Origin of the sequence: Bacillus timonensis, assembly GCF_004799755.1 — a bacterium.
In the GTDB taxonomy this organism is placed as follows: Bacteria; Bacillota; Bacilli; order Bacillales; family Bacillaceae_L; genus Ferdinandcohnia; species Ferdinandcohnia timonensis_A.
The window spans coordinates 125,060-145,786 of the sequence record NZ_SLUB01000003.1; the positions used below are offsets into that span (position 1 = coordinate 125,060).

Annotated in this window: 23 protein-coding genes; 3 read left to right on the top strand and 20 right to left on the bottom strand. The window is 37.4% G+C overall.

From position 1 onward, the window contains the following. Positions 1 to 8: 8 nt before the first annotated feature. Both E1I69_RS02950 and E1I69_RS02955 read right to left on the bottom strand, forming a co-directional pair. Positions 9 to 407, bottom strand: coding sequence for a YtxH domain-containing protein (locus E1I69_RS02950; RefSeq protein ID WP_136378142.1), 399 nt, complete (start codon positions 405 to 407; stop codon positions 9 to 11). Positions 408 to 422: 15 nt separating this feature from the next. After that, positions 423 to 860, bottom strand: a complete 438-nt coding sequence (locus E1I69_RS02955; protein WP_136378143.1) for a DUF948 domain-containing protein — start codon at positions 858 to 860, stop codon at positions 423 to 425. Positions 861 to 1,037: 177 nt separating this feature from the next. Here E1I69_RS02955 and E1I69_RS02960 point away from each other — a divergent pair, with 177 nt between their 5' ends. Beyond that, a complete protein-coding gene (locus E1I69_RS02960) occupies positions 1,038 to 2,153 on the top strand; it encodes an aminopeptidase (RefSeq protein WP_136378144.1) in 1,116 nt (371 codons plus the stop codon). Between the two features lie 46 nt (positions 2,154 to 2,199). Here the strand turns inward: E1I69_RS02960 and murC are convergent, their stop codons facing one another. The 7 genes from murC to E1I69_RS02995 form a co-directional block, all read right to left on the bottom strand. After that, positions 2,200 to 3,498: a UDP-N-acetylmuramate--L-alanine ligase gene (gene murC / locus E1I69_RS02965; RefSeq protein ID WP_136378145.1), complete on the bottom strand. Its 1,299-nt coding sequence runs from the start codon at positions 3,496 to 3,498 to the stop codon at positions 2,200 to 2,202. A 333-nt stretch (positions 3,499 to 3,831) separates the two neighbouring features. Next, on the bottom strand, positions 3,832 to 6,381 hold the full coding sequence (locus E1I69_RS02970) for a DNA translocase FtsK (protein WP_136378146.1): 2,550 nt from the start codon (positions 6,379 to 6,381) through the stop codon (positions 3,832 to 3,834). Between the two features lie 83 nt (positions 6,382 to 6,464). Further along, a complete protein-coding gene (locus tag E1I69_RS02975) occupies positions 6,465 to 7,262 on the bottom strand; it encodes a DUF1444 domain-containing protein (RefSeq protein WP_136378214.1) in 798 nt (265 codons plus the stop codon). Between the two features lie 51 nt (positions 7,263 to 7,313). After that, the gene (locus tag E1I69_RS02980; protein ID WP_136378147.1) at positions 7,314 to 7,628 is read right to left on the bottom strand and encodes a thioredoxin family protein; all 315 of its coding nucleotides are present in this window, start codon (positions 7,626 to 7,628) and stop codon (positions 7,314 to 7,316) included. Between the two features lie 98 nt (positions 7,629 to 7,726). Continuing rightward, the gene (locus tag E1I69_RS02985) at positions 7,727 to 8,224 is read right to left on the bottom strand and encodes a hypothetical protein (protein ID WP_136378148.1); all 498 of its coding nucleotides are present in this window, start codon (positions 8,222 to 8,224) and stop codon (positions 7,727 to 7,729) included. Positions 8,225 to 8,363: 139 nt separating this feature from the next. Further along, complete coding sequence (locus E1I69_RS02990; RefSeq protein ID WP_136378149.1) at positions 8,364 to 8,879, bottom strand: DUF84 family protein; 516 nt, start codon at positions 8,877 to 8,879, stop codon at positions 8,364 to 8,366. 60 nt (positions 8,880 to 8,939) lie between these two features. Beyond that, entirely contained in the window at positions 8,940 to 10,013 is a 1,074-nt protein-coding gene (locus tag E1I69_RS02995) for a M42 family metallopeptidase (RefSeq protein WP_136378150.1), read from the bottom strand. 161 nt (positions 10,014 to 10,174) lie between these two features. On the opposite strand from E1I69_RS02995, the gene E1I69_RS03000 reads away from it, so the two are divergent. Further along, positions 10,175 to 10,483, top strand: coding sequence for a PepSY domain-containing protein (locus E1I69_RS03000; RefSeq protein ID WP_136378151.1), 309 nt, complete (start codon positions 10,175 to 10,177; stop codon positions 10,481 to 10,483). 39 nt (positions 10,484 to 10,522) lie between these two features. Here E1I69_RS03000 and E1I69_RS03005 read toward each other — a convergent pair whose 3' ends face one another. Further along, positions 10,523 to 11,368 (bottom strand): YtnP family quorum-quenching lactonase, encoded by an 846-nt coding sequence (locus tag E1I69_RS03005; protein ID WP_136378152.1) that lies wholly within the window; start codon positions 11,366 to 11,368, stop codon positions 10,523 to 10,525. Positions 11,369 to 11,470: 102 nt separating this feature from the next. Next, positions 11,471 to 12,115 (bottom strand): tRNA (guanosine(46)-N7)-methyltransferase TrmB, encoded by a 645-nt coding sequence (gene trmB, locus E1I69_RS03010; protein WP_136378153.1) that lies wholly within the window; start codon positions 12,113 to 12,115, stop codon positions 11,471 to 11,473. Between the two features lie 181 nt (positions 12,116 to 12,296). Between trmB and E1I69_RS03015 the strand changes: the two genes are divergently transcribed. After that, positions 12,297 to 12,575 (top strand): YtzH-like family protein, encoded by a 279-nt coding sequence (locus E1I69_RS03015; protein WP_136378154.1) that lies wholly within the window; start codon positions 12,297 to 12,299, stop codon positions 12,573 to 12,575. On the opposite strand, the gene E1I69_RS03020 is transcribed toward E1I69_RS03015, so the two are convergent. The 9 genes from E1I69_RS03020 to E1I69_RS03060 all read right to left on the bottom strand — a co-directional run bounded on the left by E1I69_RS03020 (position 12,570) and on the right by E1I69_RS03060 (position 20,401). Continuing rightward, the gene (locus tag E1I69_RS03020; protein WP_136378215.1) at positions 12,570 to 13,358 is read right to left on the bottom strand and encodes a phosphotransferase family protein; all 789 of its coding nucleotides are present in this window, start codon (positions 13,356 to 13,358) and stop codon (positions 12,570 to 12,572) included. The two genes, E1I69_RS03015 and E1I69_RS03020, sit on opposite strands and share 6 nt — an antisense overlap. Before the next feature lie 176 nt (positions 13,359 to 13,534). Continuing rightward, a complete protein-coding gene (locus E1I69_RS03025) occupies positions 13,535 to 14,470 on the bottom strand; it encodes a diacylglycerol/lipid kinase family protein (protein WP_136378155.1) in 936 nt (311 codons plus the stop codon). A gap of 96 nt (positions 14,471 to 14,566) precedes the next feature. Further along, a complete protein-coding gene (locus E1I69_RS03030) occupies positions 14,567 to 15,310 on the bottom strand; it encodes an NERD domain-containing protein (protein WP_136378156.1) in 744 nt (247 codons plus the stop codon). Between the two features lie 15 nt (positions 15,311 to 15,325). Beyond that, the gene (locus E1I69_RS03035) at positions 15,326 to 16,012 is read right to left on the bottom strand and encodes an LrgB family protein (RefSeq protein ID WP_136378157.1); all 687 of its coding nucleotides are present in this window, start codon (positions 16,010 to 16,012) and stop codon (positions 15,326 to 15,328) included. After that, complete coding sequence (locus E1I69_RS03040; protein ID WP_136378158.1) at positions 16,009 to 16,398, bottom strand: CidA/LrgA family protein; 390 nt, start codon at positions 16,396 to 16,398, stop codon at positions 16,009 to 16,011. The genes E1I69_RS03035 and E1I69_RS03040 overlap by 4 nt, the downstream gene beginning before the upstream one ends. 15 nt (positions 16,399 to 16,413) lie before the next feature. Next, positions 16,414 to 16,983, bottom strand: coding sequence for an RNA 2',3'-cyclic phosphodiesterase (gene thpR, locus E1I69_RS03045; protein WP_136378159.1), 570 nt, complete (start codon positions 16,981 to 16,983; stop codon positions 16,414 to 16,416). A gap of 136 nt (positions 16,984 to 17,119) precedes the next feature. Next, complete coding sequence (pepV, locus tag E1I69_RS03050) at positions 17,120 to 18,529, bottom strand: dipeptidase PepV (protein ID WP_136378160.1); 1,410 nt, start codon at positions 18,527 to 18,529, stop codon at positions 17,120 to 17,122. Between the two features lie 11 nt (positions 18,530 to 18,540). Next, positions 18,541 to 19,686, bottom strand: coding sequence for an ABC transporter permease (locus tag E1I69_RS03055; RefSeq protein WP_161974829.1), 1,146 nt, complete (start codon positions 19,684 to 19,686; stop codon positions 18,541 to 18,543). Next, positions 19,679 to 20,401 carry an ABC transporter ATP-binding protein gene (locus E1I69_RS03060; RefSeq protein WP_136378162.1) on the bottom strand — a complete coding sequence of 241 codons (723 nt, stop codon included), beginning with the start codon at positions 20,399 to 20,401 and terminating at the stop codon, positions 19,679 to 19,681. Before E1I69_RS03060 ends, E1I69_RS03055 begins: the two co-directional genes overlap by 8 nt. Positions 20,402 to 20,727: the final 326 nt, after the last annotated feature.

The following is a 20,727-nucleotide window of genomic DNA, read 5'->3' on the forward strand; positions in this document are numbered from 1 at the left end:
CATCTCTCCTACTCATTTGTTTGTGTATTCTTCTCGGCTTCTGTGAGGGCTTGCTGTGCTTCAGCAAGCTTTTCTTGGAATAATTCTTCATTTTTAGGATGATCCCCAACATGATTCAAATCTTCTGAAGTTGAAGTTGTACTTGTAGCTAAAGCAACTTCTGGTTCCTCGCTGTGTTGACCAGTAGGAGCTTTAAAATCTTTTACTTTTGTTAAAATTTGATTAGACTGTTCGGAAATGGTTTTAGAAAGTGAATTTGTTTTTTCCTTTACAACAGAGGCTTGGTCATTAATCTGTTTGCGTAAATCCTGTCCTGTTTTTGGTGCTAGAAATAGTGCTGTTGCAGCTCCAACTGCTGCACCTACAATTGTTCCAAGAATAAAGGTTGAACCACTATTTTTTCCCATTGGAATCCCCTTTCTTTAATTCGAAAAATGTTTATCATGCTTTTGTTTCTTATCTTTCCATTTATCCCACATCTCTATAACAGCATTCCCAACTTGAACAACTTGTGAGATTTTGGTTTTGTTTTTATCCAGCTGTACAGCAACCTCTTCTGTCACATTTCCTACTGATTGATTAAAGCGTTGCAATGAAGTTCCGACATCCTTAACAGCATCTACAACTGTATTCAGGCTTTCAGACTTCTGCTGAATATCTTCTGCAAGCTTATTTGTTTTATGCAACAGTGCCGTCGTTTCACTTGTGACACCTTCCATTTGTTTTTCTAACCCAGATAAAGTTCCCGCCACATTATCCAATGTGTTTTGAAGTGAACTCAGTGTTCTAGAGAGATAAACAACTAATATTGAAAAGGCCACTGCAATTACTGCAACACTTATGTAAACGATCAGAATCATCTTGGTGCACCTCCTATATCTTTCTTACCCATCTTTCCGATAATTAATCATATACCCCTAATGTTAAAGTTTCGACATTTCCTTTTAAAATCCTTCACGGAATTTTAGTAAACAATTTTCTTCTATTAGGTTACAATAAGATTATACATAAGCAATTAGGATATGGAGGCAATAAACATGAAGGATCCACGTATTGAAACACTCGCTCGAAATTTAATTAATTACTCTGTCCGCCTCAAAGAAGGTGAAAAAGTACTAATTGAAAACTTTGGCTTACAGCGTGAACTTGTGATCGCGTTAATTGATGAAGCATATAAAGCAGGTGGGTATCCATTTGTATCATTAAAGGACCATCAAGTTGACCGTGCGCTATTACTTGGAGCACAGGAAAAGCAATTTGAGATGAAAGCAGATTTTGAAGCAAAAGTGATGAGTAAGATGGATGCCTATATCGGCTTACGTTCTGGAGATAACATTAATGAACTAGCAGATGTTCCGGATGATAAAATGAAAATTGAAGGAAATACAGTCGGTAAAAAGGTGCATCGTGAAATTCGTGTACCAAAGACAAAATGGGTCGTTCTTCGTTACCCAAATTCCTCAATGGCGCAACTTGCAAAAATGAGCACCGAGGCATTTGAAGATTTTTATTTTAATGTTTGTAACCTAGACTATGGAAAAATGAGCCATGCAATGGATGCCCTTGTGGAACTTATGGACAAGACAGATAAGGTTCGCCTTACTGGACCAGGTACTGACCTTACTTTCTCTATTAAAGGTATCAAAGCTATCAAATGTGCTGGCGAAATGAACATTCCTGATGGTGAGGTATATACGGCACCTGTCCGTGATTCAATCAATGGTACCCTAACCTATAATACGCCATCACCTTATCAAGGCTTTACGTTTGAAAATGTTTCTCTAACCTTCAAGGATGGAAAAATTGTTGAAGCAACAGCGAACGATACAGAGCGTATCAATAAAATTCTTGACACAGATGAAGGGGCACGTTATATCGGTGAGTTTGCAATCGGAGTAAATCCATATATCCAACATCCAATGCAGGACATTCTATTTGATGAAAAGATCGATGGCAGCTTCCACTTCACACCTGGTCAAGCCTACGATGATGCCTACAACGGCAATAACTCAAATATCCACTGGGATATGGTTAATATCCAACGACCTGAATATGGCGGTGGGGAAATCTATTTTGATGATGTACTCATTCGAAAAGATGGCCGTTTCGTCATCCCAGAGCTTGAACCATTAAATCCAGAAAATCTAAAATAATTAAAAAAAGACCTTTGCGAAATTAAATCGCAAAGATCTTTTTTGTTTAAACAGAAGCCTTTTCGTACGCGTCTTGAAATTTTTGAATATCTCCTGCTCCCATAAAAATCAACACACTGTTCTCGTGTTTTTTAAGTATTGAAGTATTATCCTCTTTCATTAATTCAGCTCCAGGAATTTTACCTTGTAGGTCAACGATTGAAAGTTCACCTTTATTCTCGCGGGCTGATCCAAAAATATCACAAAGATATACTTGATCCGCTTTTTCCAAACTTGTCGCAAAGTCATCTAAAAACGTTTGTGTTCTTGTAAACGTATGTGGTTGAAAAATCGCGATTATTTCACGGTCAGGGTATTTTTGCCGTGCTGCCTCAATAGTGGCATTGATTTCTGTTGGATGATGTGCGTAGTCATCAATTAAGATTTGATCTCCCACTCGCTTTTCGGAAAATCTTCTCTTCACACCTTGGAAGCTTAATAAACGCTCTTGAATAATGGACACATCAATATTCTCATAATGGCAGAGTGTAATTACACCTAAAGCATTTAATACATTATGATCTCCATATCCATGGATTGAAAAAGTAGCAAAGAATGTATTACGTACAAACACATCAAAGGTCGTACCTTCCGTGCTCTTTTTAATATTACGTGCCTGAAAATCATTTTCTTCACCAAATCCATAGAAAACAACCGGAACCTTTGCTTGGATGCTTTGAAGGTACTCATCATCTCCACATGCAATAATTCCCTTTTTCACCTGAAGTGCCATTTCTTGAAAGGCATTAAATACGTCATCAACATTTGCGAAATAATCTGGATGATCAAAATCGATATTTGTCATAATCGCATAGTCAGGATGATAACTTAAGAAATGTCGTCTGTATTCACATGCTTCAAACACAAAGTTTTTATTATTCTCGGATCCAACCCCAGTTCCATCACCAATTAAATAAGAAGTTGGCTCTGCACCCTGCAAAACATGCGCAAGTAAGCCTGTCGTAGAAGTTTTTCCATGGGATCCTGTTACAGCAACGCTCGTATATTGTTTCATAAACTCACCTAAGAAACGGTGGTATCGAATAACAGGTAACTCCATTTCAATTGCTTTTGCTATTTCTTCATGTGTATCAGGATAGGCATTCCCGGCAATAATCGTCAGACCTTCATGAATATTGTCCTGATTAAAGGGCAATATTTTTATTCCTCGTGCCTCTAAGGGCTTTTGTGTGAAATAAAATTTTTCATGGTCAGACCCTTGAACTTCATAATTCATGTCATGAAGTATCTGTGCCAATGAACTCATGCCAGTACCTTTGATTCCAACGAAGTGGTAAACTGTCATATAAAGAACCTCCAACAATGTCTATCTGTAAGACAGTATATGAAATTCATCTAGTTTTGATAATTGTACCCATGATTTTGAGATCGGTGCTAATGAATTTTATGTAATATACAATCATCTCACATTTTTTCATTATAGCACTAATCAATGGTTAAGACCATTACGAAAAAATGACTAGAATTTCGTCGAAGATATGTAGTAAGTCCCACATACTAAGAAGCATTATGGGGTGAGTTATCCTTATTATGAACGTTGGGGCATAGAAATAACCTTTGGCTATGTAGTTTTAGGGCTTTTTTAACTAAAAAAACTTAAGACCGATAACAAACGTTATCAGCCTTCATAAATCTCCGCTAGTTCTTCTTCCGTTATTAAAACTTCACGCGGTTTACTGCCACGGGACTCAGAGATAATTCCCTGATCCTCCATCATATCAATGAGGCGAGCTGCACGATTATAGCCTATTCTAAATCGTCGTTGTACACTAGATGTAGAAGCTCCCCCATGTTCTAACACAAACTCACAAGCTTCTAAAAATAACTCATCCTCTTCATTTGAAATGGAAGCCTTCTTTAAAAGCTCGTCTTGCTCAAACATGTAGCTTGGTTTCATTTCGGCTTTTACGAAATCAACAACGGCTTCAATTTCATCATCGGAAACAAAATTCCCTTGAACACGAAATGGCTTTGATGAACCATTCTCAAGGAATAGCATATCCCCTTTACCAAGTAGCTTTTCTGCCCCACTTGAATCGATGATTGTTCTAGAATCTACCTGTGAAGATACTGAAAATGCGATACGTGTTGGAATATTTGCTTTTATTAGTCCAGTGATGACATCAACAGATGGTCGTTGCGTCGCAAGAATCAAATGAATTCCGCACGCTCTTGCTTTCTGGGCAATACGGCAGATGTAATCCTCCACGTCTCCTGGAGCAACCATCATCAAATCTGCTAACTCATCAATGATAATGACGAGATATGGAAGCTTACCACTTTTTTCATCATATTTCTTCACCATTTCATTATATCGTCCAATATCACGAACACCAGTATGGGCAAATAATTCATATCTTCTTTCCATTTCCTCTACAGCCCATTTAAGAGAAGCCGTTGCGGCCTTCACATCCGTAATAACAGGACTTACAAGATGTGGAATATGATTATATGGCGCAAGTTCCACCACTTTTGGATCAATCAAGAGTAACTTCACTTCATCTGGAGAAGCCTTATAAAGTAAACTTACAAGCATTGCATTGATACAAACACTTTTACCAGAACCAGTCGCACCGGCGATTAATCCATGTGGCATTTTTTGCAAATCTGTCACAATCGGCTTACCCGAAATGTCGAGACCCATTGCCACGGTTAATGGAGATGGATTCGATGTGAATTCCGAGCTTTGAATAATTTCTTTTAAAAGGACAGGCTTGCTTTTTTTATTCGGCACTTCAATACCAATTGTATTTTTCCCTGGAATTGGTGCTTCAATTCGAATATCCTTTGCCGCCAAACTTAATTTAATATCATCTGATAGATTTGTAATTTTATTTACTTTTACTCCAGGTTCAGGATGCACTTCAAAACGAGTAACAGCCGGACCCTGTGTTACATTCACTACTTTTGCACCCACTTTGAAATTTCGTAGAGTTTGATCTAGAATATTTCTCTGTTCCAAAAGCCACTGACTGTCATCGTGCTGCTCAGCAGGTGGTGCATTTAAAAAAGATAGCCCCGGAAACGAGTAGCTTGAGAGCGGCTCTTCGTCTTGTGGGTGCATTTCTAATTCTTGCTGTTTTGGTTGTTCCATTTGTATAGATGTTTCCTGCAGGATCGGTTGTTCCTGTTTTCTATCAGATTCGATAGGTTCTTTAGGTTCTGGCTGACTTACTGGTCTCGTTTCCTTTTGCGACAGTTTCTGTTTGTCCTTTTTAAACATTAAAACATTAAAAGGAATATGGGACCTTCTCGGCTCCGAACGAGTCTGTTCTTCCTTCTGTATTTGTTCAGTAGGTGGAACATCCATATCAACTTCAACGGTTTCCTCGACTGCTTCCGCTTTAGGTTCCGCACTTTCTTCCATATTTTCCATATCTTCAGCAGGTTGCATTGATTCTTCTATCATACTTTCAGTTTCTACCATATCTTGTTCTATCAATTTCGACTCAACAGAAACCGCAGGCATTTCCATATAAGAAGTCTGTATTGGTGCTTCTTCACTACTAGCATCTTGGGTTGAAACCTGTATAGGTGTTTCCTCACTACTAGCATCTTGACTTGGAACCTGAATCGGTGCTTCTTCACTACTAGCATTTAAGGTGGATGGCTCTGTTAAATCTGGTTCTACCTTAGCATCTTCTTCCCTTATTAATTGATCCGCAAAGCTGGAAACCTTTAGCTGCTTATCTCCATCGGAAACAACTTGAAGTTTAGGCTTGGCTTGCTCAGTACGCAGAATTGTGGGAGCCACTTCTTCTTGTGCTTCTTTCCATGCCCTAGCAATTGATTCTGTATCCGTGATAGGTGTTGAAGGAAGTTCAAACTCTATTGCTTCATGAGGCTTTGGCTTACTTAGACCAAATACTGGGGAAGGCGTTTCAGTTGGCCGAAATGGTTGTTTCTCTTTTACCTTCACAACGGGTTTAGGATTCGTATTCCTTTTTGGATGTGAGGTACTTGTTTGCTGAGTCCGCTTCTTCTGTACCTTTTCTGTGTTTCTGATTTCTTGATCAGGAATGACCGGAAATCGAAAATTCCCCTTTGGGTATTCGTATGTAACTTTCGCTTCGATATGTTTATTTTGTCGGATTTGAGTCGTATTCATTTCAATTGGATCTTCATCGTCCGCCTTAAAAAATTGTAGTAATCTTTTTATCCAATTCACAACTATCACTCTTCCATTTTAATTCTATTCTATATTGTAACAAAAAAGCCGCTAGTTTTCCTAGCGACTTTTGATTTAGTAGATTATTTTCTTGGTCGATTTTTTCCAAGGATAAAAATTGGCTCAAGTTCACCATTTTCATATAAAAATGAAAGTGCTGTAATTGGTACACGTCCACTTGCAAAGAAACTCATGGTCATCTGTGCAAGAATGTCATATCCCGTTTCATTTTGAATATCCACTATTATCAGAACATCCTGGTGTGGCACAGCCACTGCCATCGTACCTTTCATTTGCTGGCTCATTTTTTGTAAAAACGCATCATTCAAAATACGGCTTGCATCATACCCATCATTTTTATTGATAAAATAAAAGGTATTACCTGCAACCTCATCCGTTTTATACGAAACATCCAGTGATCGAAGATTGAACTTTGCAATTTCGCGAATTCGTTCAAATTTCCAATTTTCTTTTTCAAGTAGTCCCTGATCAATTAAACGATACGTTTTTCCTAAATCAAGTGCATAATATATTCTCGTTTCAGCCGTATGGTCATCATACACTAAATCTTCCCCGTCATTTGATTGAGTTGGAAATGAGGTTGAACGAATGACAGGAAAAATATTTTTCTCTTTTCCTTCAAGCTCTAGTTCACTATTCATAACCATTAAGGATTCTTCAATATAATAGATGACCTCATCAAGACTTGCTTGCCCCTCTTCTTGGTATTTCGCTACAATCCCTGGAAGGGTAACGGTCGTTCCTCTTTTCGTCTCCTTATCCTCGATACGTAACGTATCCTTTTTAGGATCAAAAGAGAATTGCCAGTTATGCTTTGCAAGTTTATCCTGAATGATTTTCTTTAATTTCTTCGAGTCCATTTTACTCTTGTTTGAGTCCATAGAAACATTCTCCTCTCTTTTTTTGTTGTTTTAAGAGAGCTCATTGATGAACTGTTCAATTTCTTCTTTCGTTTTACGGTCCTTACTAACAAATCGGCCGGTTTCTTTTCCATTCTCATACGCGACAAAGCTAGGAATACCAAACACATTTAAGGTCGCACATAAATCTATAAACTCATCACGATCTACATAATAAAATGTATAGTCTGGGAATGAACGTTCAATTTCAGGTAAGAATGGATCGATAAAACGGCAATCTGGACACCAATCTGCTGAAAACATTAAAATGTTTTTTCCGTTCTGGATAATCTCCTGATATTGATCTGTATGTTCAAGTTTCTTCATGATTATAACCTCCAAATTCCATATGCACTTATTATCATATATTCTTTGTCTAAAAACAAATAAAAGCCCCTACCAAGTAGTGGGGCTTTAACGTACATTTAATACTTAACCGATGAAACAACTTTCATCATCTCTGAAGCACTTTCCGAGATCTCGCTTACCTTTACTTCTGTTGTCATTTTTACGCCGCCTATGCCAACAGTTACAAGGTAAAACTTGTCCTCGATTTCGTATGCTTTTACATATCCATATCGTTCTTTGTCTGTAAAGGTTTGATCAACTACAAACTTCTCTTTGTCAATTTCCTTATACAGAGTATCGCTGGTCCGGTCTTCATTTGGATTTACAAATAAAATGAAGGTTTGGTTTCCTTTTTGAAGGATTATGTTATTTTCATCCTTCTTTTCTATTTTCATAGTAGAAGGTAGATAAAAGGAGACATTCCCATTCTCACTATTTGTTTTTTCAGGTTGGGCGTTAAATGCCGTTTCAACAGTTGATATTGTTTCCTTTGATTCATCTTCAACTGACGCACAACCTGCCAAAAGTCCTACTATTAATAATAAGGTTAGAAAAAGGACCTTTCCTTGTTTCATTTTCTCTCACCCCTTAAACAGGTAGACTTATCTCTATTTCTCTATTTTCTATAATAAACCTATTATTTTCTAGGTTGCAAGACTAATCTTTTAATTTTAATCAATATGTAATAAGTACCATTTTTCAATTCAAATACTTTTAGATATTTTTCCTGTATGTAAATTGACCGACTAGTAGTTTGACGACATGGGTAAACATATCATTTCGGTTAACATAGTGATTTGTGAAGATGCCGATTGCACCTTCAGCCTTTCGAATGTCTTTTTGCTTTGTGAATTCCTCCATAACATCTCCAAGCTCAATGCCATTTTTTAATTCCTCTGCAATCTCATCTGGCAGAAGAATTCTTGCCCCCCCAGCAATGATCGGTTCATTGGTCCTGTCAATAATTGCACCCCAATTACATAAAAATAACCCAAATTCAGACTCAACGACGCCACCCTCAAGACCAATCCCAAGGTCAGCACCTTCCTTTTCTAGAGCAGATGTCGCACGATTTATGGCACCTCGTATGGTTTCTTCATCTGAAAATGGCTGGGCAGATACCCCTGAAGATACGGATATGGGTAAGAAGTTGGCTTCAATGCCCGCAAATCCATTTTTTATTGCTTCTACTTTTGCAGGATTTTTCGTACCTATTGCAACTTGTAACATCAAAAAACACCTCATTTTCAAAATGAATGCTCGGCAAATGCCGAGCATGTTTACATATTATTACCCATTTTGACGAATGGAATCAACTGTTGTACGGTCTGATGACTTTACTAGATTAACTAGTAACTCTTTTGCAGCTGCATAATCATCAACATGGACTATAGAAGCATGTGTATGAATATAACGTGAACAAATACCAATAACGGCTGATGGTACACCCTCATTTGCAAGATGAACTTGGCCGGCATCTGTTCCACCTTGAGAAACAAAGTACTGATACTTAATGTTATTGGATTCAGCTGTATCCAGAACAAATTCCCGCATGCCACGGTGCGTAATCATGGAACGATCAAAAATACGAAGTAAAGCACCGTGACCAAGTTTACCAAACGCATTTTTATCTCCTGACATATCATTAGCTGGACTAGCATCAAGTGCAAAGAAAATATCAGGTTTGATCATAGTTGCAGAAGTTCGCGCTCCTCTTAAACCAACCTCTTCTTGAACAGTTGCTCCTGAGTAAAGAGTATTTGGAAGGTCTACACCTTGTAACTCTTTCAATAATTCAATAGAAAGTCCGCAGCCATAACGGTTATCCCATGCTTTTGCTAAGATTTTCTTCTCATTTGCCATTGGTGTAAATGGACAAATCGGTACAACTTGCTGACCAGGCTTAATTCCAATGCGTATCGCGTCCTCACGATCGTCAGCACCGATATCAATTAGCATATTCTTAATATCCATTGGTTTATTACGTTGACTTTCTTCTAAAAGATGTGGCGGGATTGATCCAATCACGCCAATAACAGGACCATTATCTGTAATAATCTGGACTCTTTGTGCTAAAAGCACTTGGCTCCACCAGCCACCAAGTGTTTGGAAACGAAGCATCCCATTTTCGGTAATGGAAGTGATCATGAATCCAACTTCGTCCATGTGACCTGCAACCATGACTGTTGGAGCATTAGCATCACTGTGACGTACTCCAAAAATACTACCTAATCCGTCTTGTACAACCTCATCTGAGTATTTTTCTAGCTGAGTGCGCATAAACTTTCTTACCTGGTGTTCATTTCCTGAAGCTCCTGGAAGCTCTGTTAACGTTTTAAATAGCTCTAGTGTATCCTGTTTCACTGTTATTCTCCTTCCGGGTAAAAACGTTTTTATGTTTGTTCTATTTATGTACAATATTTAGTATATCGAAATTGTTTTTTTGTTACCATAGGGAACATAGCGATTTTTATAAAATCTAGGTATACTTATGGTAAGAATTAAGTTCGTTGAGGAGGGATAAAATGGGCTGGAACAAATTTCTACTTGGCTTTGGAGTCGGTTTTGCAAGTGCTCTTCTACTAAAAGAAGCACTAAGTGACTCCTTGATTCCAGGTGACAAAGCATTAAAATTAGCAAAAGAAGCTTTCAAAAAAAATGGTCCCATTGATGGTTCCTGGATTCAAATGAATCCAGAAAATTACTCAAAGTCAGGAATTCAGTATCAAGTGTATAAAGGTGGCATTTCCCGTAAACTAAATCAAGAAAGCCACCAATATGAATTCGTTATAGATGCAAAAACAGGTTCTATTTTAGAGGTGAACCCTTTATAAAATAGATGAGCTTATAAGAAGACCTTATAAGCTTTTTTATTATTTTTGATCTCTTTTCAAAGAATCGATTATTTCTCCAGATTGACTCCATTTGATTGCTCGATAATAAGCATCGTGGTAAAAAACATACCAAGCCTCTTTTTCAAGACCTTTTTCCATCCATTTTTGTTTTTGCTCAATGGATTTCATGGGGTAATCATCGTATGCCAAAACCCATAACACATTTTGATGGGCATGGGTTGGCATAATATCAGCCATATGAATCGCCGCTTCCTCTTGGCTTTCAAATAAGATGATAGAATGTCCATCACTATGCCCGCCTGTATGTACCATTGTAATTCCCTCAGCAACTTCAAACTGACCTGAGAAAGTCTTCACTTGATGTTCAATCGCTTCCCAATTTTCCTTCCAGTACGTCGCTTTTGAGCGGATATTTGGATTTTTCATTTCTTCCCATTCCACATCAGAAGCATAAATGATAGCGTTCTCAAAAGTTGGAACTAACTTCTCGTTATCCCATTTCGTAAGACCACATGCATGGTCAAAGTGAAGATGTGTCATCAGGACAAGATCAATATCACTTGTTGAAAGCCCAAGCTCCGCTAATGATTGATCAATGGAAGATTCTTCAAGAACTCCAAAATTCCGTTTTTGTTTATCAGTTAGCTTCCCATTTCCAATCCCAGATTCAATTAACATATTTTTTGTGCCAACTTTGACAAGGATTGGATCTGTTCGAAGCTCAATTTGATTTTTTTCATTATGTGGATATTTTTTTGACCATAGTGGTTTAGGGACAACACCAAACATAGCCCCACCATCTAAATTGGTTACTCCTCCATTAAGCCACGTAAGTGTAATCTCACCAATTGTTAGCTGCTCCATTCTTCCTCACCCCTCTTGTTATGATGCCTTCATTTTATCATTATTAAGAATTTTATAAAATAAAAAACCCATAAACCGAACGGTTCATGGGATACTTTATAGTTATTTTTTCTGATATCGAACTTCGGAACGATAAATAGGATGCCCCATTTCCGAAAACTTTTCTTCATACTCCGTCATGATATTTCCTTCATAATCAGATTTATGCAGGTCAAGACTTACAAATGTCAAAAGGAGACCATATTCTGAAAAACTTCTAAGTGAGTATTCAAATAACCCTCGATTATCTGTTTTAAAATGGATTTCTCCATCATCAACTAGAATATCCTCATACATTTTTAAAAAGGTTTTGTAGGTTAGGCGACGTTTTTCATGACGCACCTTTGGCCAAGGGTCACTAAAGTTAAGATAAACTCTATCAACTTCACCTTTTTCAAAAAAGTCTCTAAGGTTTACTGCATTCTGGTTTAACAATTTGATGTTCGGAATTTCTGCTTCAACTACACGATCTAAAGCAGAGACAATCACACTTTCATATATTTCAATCCCAATATAGTTGATATCCGGATGAGCTTTTGCCATTTCTGTCACAAATCTGCCTTTACCAGTACCTACTTCTATATGAATCGGATTATCGTTTCCAAAAAGTTGATTCCAGTTTCCTTTATGTTCAACTGGATTATCGATTACGTACTGTGGGTATGAAGCTAATTTTTCCTTTGCCCACGGTTTATTGCGTAAACGCATATTGCCACCTCATTTAATTTGTATCGCACAAAAGAATAACATGTCCAAAGCATTCGTGCAAGCTTACTTTGTCGTTAAAAAACTCAAACCCATCCATTGTGAGTTTGAGTTTACATCGTATAAAAAAGGTCATTTCATGGAAATGTAGTATATAGACAACATCAAAAAGGAAGTGTTATTAATGCCTCTAGATCATACACATCAAATGGATATTTTAAAGGATATCCTAGCAAATCACCAAATGGATTGTTGTGGTACCGTTGCTGAATGTGAGCAATTAGGGAGATTAATTCAATCTTTAATTGCTAATCCGAATATTGACCAGAGCATCAAACAGGTACTAACCGATGTCTATTCTTATAGTCAACAGGGACAATATACCCAACATCTTGATAACCACATCGAATCGCATCAAAACGAAATCAGCCAGTGGATATCTGATATTGACCAATACTCATAACAACTTCTCTAAATATTGGAGCCAATGAAGAACTTCTTTTTTCTTATTTTTCAACTGATACCAGCCTAAAAGATGTAGGGATTGTGCAACCACATACCATTTCATACGTAGAAGTAAATGATCCGTTAATTCCATTCCGTAAAGACTGATCCATTTTGGCCAGTCTTCTTTTTTTATATACCAATGTAATAGCATACCAATATCAACGGCTGGGTCCGCAATCATTGCTCCATCCCAATCAATTAAATAAAGCTCATCCTCATCTGATAATAGCCAATTATTATGATTGACATCTGAATGGCAAACGACGATATGGTCTGTCTTAACATTATCTTGTTCTTTTTCTAAGAACTCGATGGCTTTGTTCACAATATTCATTTTTCGTAAATCAGGATGTAATTTGCGTACAACATCTTCCAAGACATCTTTTGCTTCTATAGGCTTCTTCCCTATACGTCTTAGCATGTCTAAAAGTTCATTCGACTGGTGAATTTTTTTGAGCAAACCTGCTACATTTTCACCATACATATCGACTGGTTTTAGTTCTCTCCCACTAAGCCATTGTTGTGCAGTCACAACATCGCCATTTTCCAGACGTTTCGTCCAGATCAGCTTTGGAACAATTCCTTCTGCTGAAAGAACGGCCAGAAATGGGGAAGAATTTCTTTTTAGAAATATTTTTTTATCATTCAATTGGGCAAAATACGCGTCTCCCGTTGAACCACCCGCTGGGGAGAATTCCCACTCGTTGCCTAATACGTATGTAAGCCAGTTTATCTCCAATTTCAACACAACATTTCCTAAAAAATCTAAAAAAAAAATGACAGCTATTGACGATCTATATAACAATAGCTATCTTACTAAATTTTAGCGTTCAATTACAATTAAAGTCAAGAAAAAGTAGCATTTTGGTTACAAATAATAGGAAAAATAACACTAGTAAATGATACCAATTAGGATCATTTTACCATAAAGGGAAGTTTTCTATGTTGGACTTCCACCTGAATGGGAGTTTGTCCAATCAATTCACCATCTGCATGCACGAGTATTTTCTCATCTGATTCTATCTTAATGTTTGCACCTTTATGTTGAGCAATTTCTTTAAACTTTGTATGTGCGCCAGAGAACACCGTTACAAAGACAAATAAGAGTTTTATTCTTGAAAGGTTATGCACCACTGTTATATCAAAGAAACCATCCATTGTATTTGCCTTTGGAGCGATTTTCATCCCCCCTCCATAAAAGGGTTGATTCGAAACCGTTACAAACCATACATTCTCATACTGATAGTCTTTTCCATCGATGTGTAACGAAACATTTGTAAGGCGATAGGTAAAAAGAAGTCGTATTAGGGCGCCAACATAGGCTAAAGACCCCATATGTATTTTATTTAAATACTTTTTCATTTTCGATTCATTTGTTAGTTTTGAGACTGCTGCATCAAAGCCTGTTCCTAAGCTACTTACAAAATAGGAACTGTTCGATTTACCACGGACCTTACATTTTCCGATGTCAAACCATTTTCCCTTACTTGCCTTATTTCGAAGGATGAAGGACAGTGCGTCTATTGGAGACTTCGGAACATTAAATCCTCTTGAAAAATCATTTCCGGAGCCTGCAGGGATATAGCCCACTTTTATCTTTGGGTAATACACCATCCCATTTACAACCTCATTAATTGTTCCATCCCCACCAACCGCAACTACGGCCTCTACCTTATCTTCGAACATAGAACCTATTTGTCGTGCTAAATCAGTTGCATGATTGGGGTATTTTGTAAAAAAAGATCGGTAATCGATTTTTTTCTTTTCTAGTTCTTGCTTAAGCTTATTCCAAACTTTTAATCCCTTTCCATTTCCCGCCTTTTGATTCACAATAAAAATGAATAGTTTCATAGTTTATCCTCTAGCAAATTCGACATTTATGCTTTAATAGTATTCAAATTTTGAAAAGATAACAACAAAAATAAAGAAGGGGCATTCTCGTGCACCCTAATCCATTCTACGAACACAAACTGTCTGACAGTATTGCAATAAAGCGTTGCCTGCTTTTAATTGCATATGTTTTAATGGAGAACTCATTTTTCTTAAAGAAGTAAACCACTCATCATAATTTCTTTTTTCCACTAATTCTATGTCATAAGGAACAAGCGGAAAATCAAAGTATCCTGTTCGATTCAAGATCACTTTTCGAATCGGTAGTTCAATCCGATATAAAGAATAAATCGTGCGGACAATCCCATCCATACGATCGAGTTCAATCATCGGTGATAACACTTTTTTATCATGATGACCCCTTTTTTCTGTCCAAAACCGTTCATTTGAACCTAAAAACACACTGTTTTCTTCCCCTTCTAGAATGGTAATTAACCAGGTTGTGGTGGGGCTTATGATGATAATTTCCACTTCAACAGGTGCATTTTTCAATTTAAATATAGGTCTATATAGGACCAGGTTGGTGTCTGGAAACCGTTGAAGAAAGTATTTTAAATTCGGATCGTGATAAAATTCCCTGTCAACATATGATTTTTCTCGAATTGTAGAACTAGCCCATTTCAACTGAAATTCAAAAATGTGGTCCAGAAATTGTTGCTTACGTTCATCGAGGGCATCAGTACCTTTGTCTTTTGTTTTACCCCATTGTTGCTTTTTTAGGCGGATAAACTGTCCGGGATACCGAAACATATCAACCTCATATCGTGAAATATAATCTTGCAGTTTGATTAATTGTCCCAACTTTACTACACCTCATTAAATTAAAAAAGAAACGAATAGTGGCAATATGATCGACGTATAAACAGCGCTTAAGATCATCGCAATCGAGCTAATTGCTCCTTCGTTTGTTCCCATTTCCAACGCCCTTGAAGTACCGATTCCGTGTGAAGCAGTTCCAAACCCTAAACCTACTCCAACAAAGTGATCGACCTTAACCCATTTTAATAGGATTGGACCAAACATAGCACCCGAAATTCCCGCAATCATCACATAAACGGCTGCAAGTGCAGGAATTCCACCTGTTACACTTGCAATATCCATCGCAACCGGGGTCGTAACTGACTTTGGAGAAATGGAAAGTATGATTGTAGGATCAATTCTTACTATTTTTGAAAAATAAAGCCCTGTGGCAATTCCAGTAGTAGACCCTACAAAGACACCTATTAGAATGGGCATAAAAAATTCTTTTAGAGATTCACGATTTTGATACAAAGGATAAGCCAATGCTACCACAGCAGGACCAAGTAGTTCATCAATCCATTTTCCGCCCAACATATATGTTTCATATGGTATAGAGAATATGAGCAGGATGATAAGGATGACAAACGTAGTCGTCGCAATAGGTACAAGTAATGGATGAGTTACTCGTTTATACAGCCTTGTCATCATTAAGAATATAACAATCGTACAAACTATAGAAGCAAATGTTAAAAAGAAATTCATGCCCCGTAACCCTCCCCGAGATCCTTGCTTTGCTTTTTCTTAATCGCGATTTTTTCGCCAACTACACTTGAGATCACCATGACAAGAAAAGTACTCAATAATACAATGGCTACCGTGATAATACCTTTCCCATTAAAAAAGGATAAGTAATTCATGATCCCTACGGTTGCTGGTACAAAAAGAAGTGCTAAATAGGTGAGCAAAAATTGTGCCCCATCCCCTAACCATTTTTCTTTGACAACTTTTGTATGCAATAATAAAAACAACAAAATCATCCCAATGATACTTCCTGGTATGGCTGTATGTAAAAGCCCTTGAATCAAGGTTCCCAGCCAATAAATCAGATATAAAATCGCAATCTGAATACAAACTTTAACAAATCTCATCGAAAGTTCCCCTTTTTATTTCAAAGAAAAGATAGATAGCGGCTGATACTTTGGCGATCGGTTCAGATGGGTTTGGTATAAGACAAAATGCTCCGCCTTAAAAATTGATTTATCATCCTTCGGTTGTACAATATCCTGTAGTTGTGTTGGCAAAAATGGACTTTCCGATTTCCATCTTCTTGCCATTGTAATATGCGGAGTAAATCGTCGCTTATCAAGAGAAAAGCCTAAGTCTGTACACGCTATATATACATCTTTTTGTAGCGTACGTAATGACTCGCTCTCCTCTACTCCAGCCCATAAGATCCGAGGCGAATCTGTCTTTCCAAAGGTGCCCAATCCGTTTATTTGAAGCGTAAAACGTTCGTGTTGCTTGGCGATTTCAGGCATTTTCTTTTTAATGTCAGTGAGTTGTTTAAAGGATGCTTGCCCTCCCAAAAAAGCAAGCGTAATATGTAAATCCTCAGGATGAACCCAAGACTTAAACATTAGCCGTGGTTCCAACATTTCTCGCCATTTGGATAATAACTCTTTTGTCTCGGCGGGAAGTGCGAGTGCAAGAAAATAATGGGTTTGATGCTCCATATAAAAGCCCCTCTTTAACAATATTTATTGTATCATTTTAGCAAACTTACGCGTAAAGGGAAACTTAGGGGCAAGTTGCGTTAGAAAAAATACAACACAAAAGCCCGCCATCCATGGCGGGCCGTAACGTACTCTATTATTTTGCTAGTTCATATATTGCCTGAGCATAGATAGCAGTCGCTTTTAGTAAGTCATCGACTAAAATAAATTCGTCCTTTTGGTGGGCAACATCAGGTCGTCCCGGGAACAATGGTCCAAACGCGACGCCCGCTTCTAATGATCTTGCATATGTGCCTCCACCAATTGAAACTAAAGTTGCTTCTTCACCTGTCTGCTCTTTATACACTTTTTGAAGGGTTTGAATCAATGGATGATTTTTATCGACATGATGAGGGGCAGAATTGCTGTAATTGGCAAGCTCAAAGCCAATCTCCTCACAAACTTCTTCAATTTTCTTTTTCGTACCATCCATATCATTCGTTACAGGGTAACGTAGGTTTAAACCAAGGCTTCCACCATCTGTTTTCGTATAAGTAAGCTTTCCGACATTGATGGTTAAGTCTCCTGTAATGTCGTCACTATAAGCAACACCTAAACTTCGTCCCCTGGAATCTCCTACAAAAAACTCATTCACCATACTTAAATAATACTTGGCTTGTTCATCTAATGAATACCCTTGTAAATAGGATGCTAAATAGAGACCCGCATTTTTACCATGTTCTGGCTCCATTCCGTGTGCTGAGACACCTTCTACCTGAAAAACAACAGTATCTTCATCACAAATGCCTCGTCCCATTAATGTGTTCTTATCTAAAAATGCCTGGAATTCATTTACCATTTCAAGCAAATTGCCTTTTCCTTCAAGCTTCGCCTCGGCAAAATCCGGAACCATGTTATAACGACGACCTGAGTTGAATGACACCAGTTGAAGCTCAGCATCTGAAGAATCCTGAGATTTTTGAAGTAGGTCAAAATCTGCAATTCCTTTTTCAGCGTAAATGATTGGAAAATCTGCATCAGGTGCAAAACCCATTGTCGGCATTTCTTCGTGCTTGAAATAATGGTCAACACAACGCCAATCACTTTCTTCATCTGTTCCAATAATCATGCGGACACGCTTTGAGAGCGAAAGATTTAATTCCTTAATGATTTTCATCGCGTAATACGCAGCCATTGTTGGTCCTTTATCGTCTAAAGAGCCTCTGGCAATGATTTTTCCGTCATGAATTTCTGCACCAAATGGGTCGCTTGACCAGCCATCTCCTTCTGGCACAACATCAATATGACATAAAATCCCGATTAAATCCTCTCCAGAGCCCATTTCGAGATGTCCTGCATATCCATCAAGGTTTTTCGAGGTAAACCCATCCTCACTACCTTTTTCCAATAAATAATGAAGTGCCTCATCAATCCCAGCCCCAAATGGTGCGGCCGGGGTTCCATTCTCCTCATCAAGGACACTTTTTATTCTCAAGAAATCCTGAGTATCTTTAATAAGTTGATTTTTACGTTTCTCTACTTCTTCAAGCCAATTAATCTGTTCCATCTGAATTCTCCTTACAAAATAATAAATATTAATAGAAGTCCCATTATTGATATTACAGGAAGCGAAATGAAATTCACAATATAGTGTTCCGCCTGAATCCGAATAATATCATCTTTTCTTACGTTGACGATAAAATGATTGGACATAATCCGATTCACGATAATCTTAACCCACATTCTAAGAATGATAATAAATCCAAAAAAGAGTATCCCTTTGATCCAGATTGGTGGAATGATTAACAAAGCTCCCATTGTGATACTCGTGATTTGAAGACATTGAAACAAATAAGACCTGTTCCGAAAAAACACTTTAATACATAATTCTTGCAAGCTTTTCCTGCGATTTCGGTTTTTAAAAATTCGTTTTGATTTTCGATAAAAAAGTGGACTTCGTTTCTTCTGACTCGGTACTTTTTCAACGTATTCAGAAAAAGCAAAAATACTTTTCACATAAGCAAGCTTAGCTTGTTTCTCTATATCAACATCGGTTGAAAAAGTTGTAAGCCTATTTATCCTTTTAGAGGAATTCAATAAAAATAAAAACCATTGGATCACACTGATGATATATAAAAAGATGGCAGACGAATCAAGAGACCAATTAACAAGGGTTGTAGAGGCGACCCAACATGAAAGGAAAAGCAGGATGGTGTAGAGGCTCTTTTTCCATGTAGATACAATCCCATCCAAGTACTGTTTCCACCCAAGAATCAGTGCCTTTAAACTGATAAAGTAAACAGCTAATCCAAGAACTTCAGCCAAGGATAATGTGTAATGATTTAATAAAAATGGCGCACAAATACCTATAAAAAATAGAATTCCAATACTATATCCACTCACGTAGAGATTTCTTGTCCATTTTTTCAAAGCGACAACAAGAGAGCGTTTTTGCAGTAAAAATAATTGGTCTGATTCCTCCAAAAATGTCCGAATCCGTCCTTGCCAGCAAATAAAATAAAGCAGGCTAACCATAAATGAAAGCGGGAAACCATTCATCCAACTTGGGATGTCTGACCACCATGAATAATAATGATAACCGCCGATTGCAATAACCGGAATGAATAAGTATAGAAAAATGGTCCAGTCTACAACACTTCTAAATACTCCCCATTGATACAATATTTCCTTACGAAGTCTGGTTAAAAAAAGGTATTTATTCATCAGAAGTCTCACCTTGCACAATTTGGTTAAAACAATGGAGAAGCGAGCCTTCATGTAAATTAGCCTTTTTACGGATATCATCAAGCTCACCTTGAGCCTTTAGTCTACCAGCAGCCACCAAGAGGAAACGGTCACAAACCTTTTCAGCGGTATCTAGGACATGTGTACTCATCAAAATCCCTGCACCACGTTGTTTTTCCAAATCAAGAAGAATTAAAAAATCCTGCATTGCCATCGGATCTAATCCAACAAATGGTTCATCAATAATATAAATATCGGGTTTTATGAGAAACGCAGTAATAAGCATAACCTTTTGCTGCATTCCTTTAGAAAATGTACTTGGAAGCTTATGTATCACTTTTTCCATATGAAAGAGTTTAACTAACCTCATTGCCCGCTCATTAAAGTCAGCATCATCAATCTCCATTACTCCTGCCGCCAAATCAAGATGCTCCCATAATGTCAGTTCATCATAAAAAACCGGTCTTTCCGGGATATACGAATATGTATGGTTATTTATGAAATCAATTTTCCCATTGGTATTTTCTAATAATCCAAGAATCGTTTTTATTGTTGTGCTTTTTCCAGCACCATTAGGTCCTATGAGCCCAACAATCTCACCTCGGTTGATTGAAAAAGATAGATCTTCTACAATCCTACTATTTTCTTCATAGCCTGAATTCTGTATTGATACTTCCAATAAGGTTCGTTCCATTAACAATCCCTCCGCTCTTTCATACGAAAATCCATCAAAAAAGTTCCCTTTTTTAGAAAAGGATTTACCAAACTGTAATAAAAATGTAAAAAACAGAATAGTAGAAATAATTTATGATTATAATAGAACCAAATGAAGATTTTTGACAATTTATGTAGAAAGAGTCATACTATTCAGATACAACTATATATATATAGCAAACGCACCTGTAAAGAAATGAGGTGATATGGGACATATATATAAAATTAAGGTTCAAAAATTAGAAAATCTGTCGCGAATCGTTATTTTGAGAAAATTAGTTTAAGAGTACGACTGAGGCATGTCTA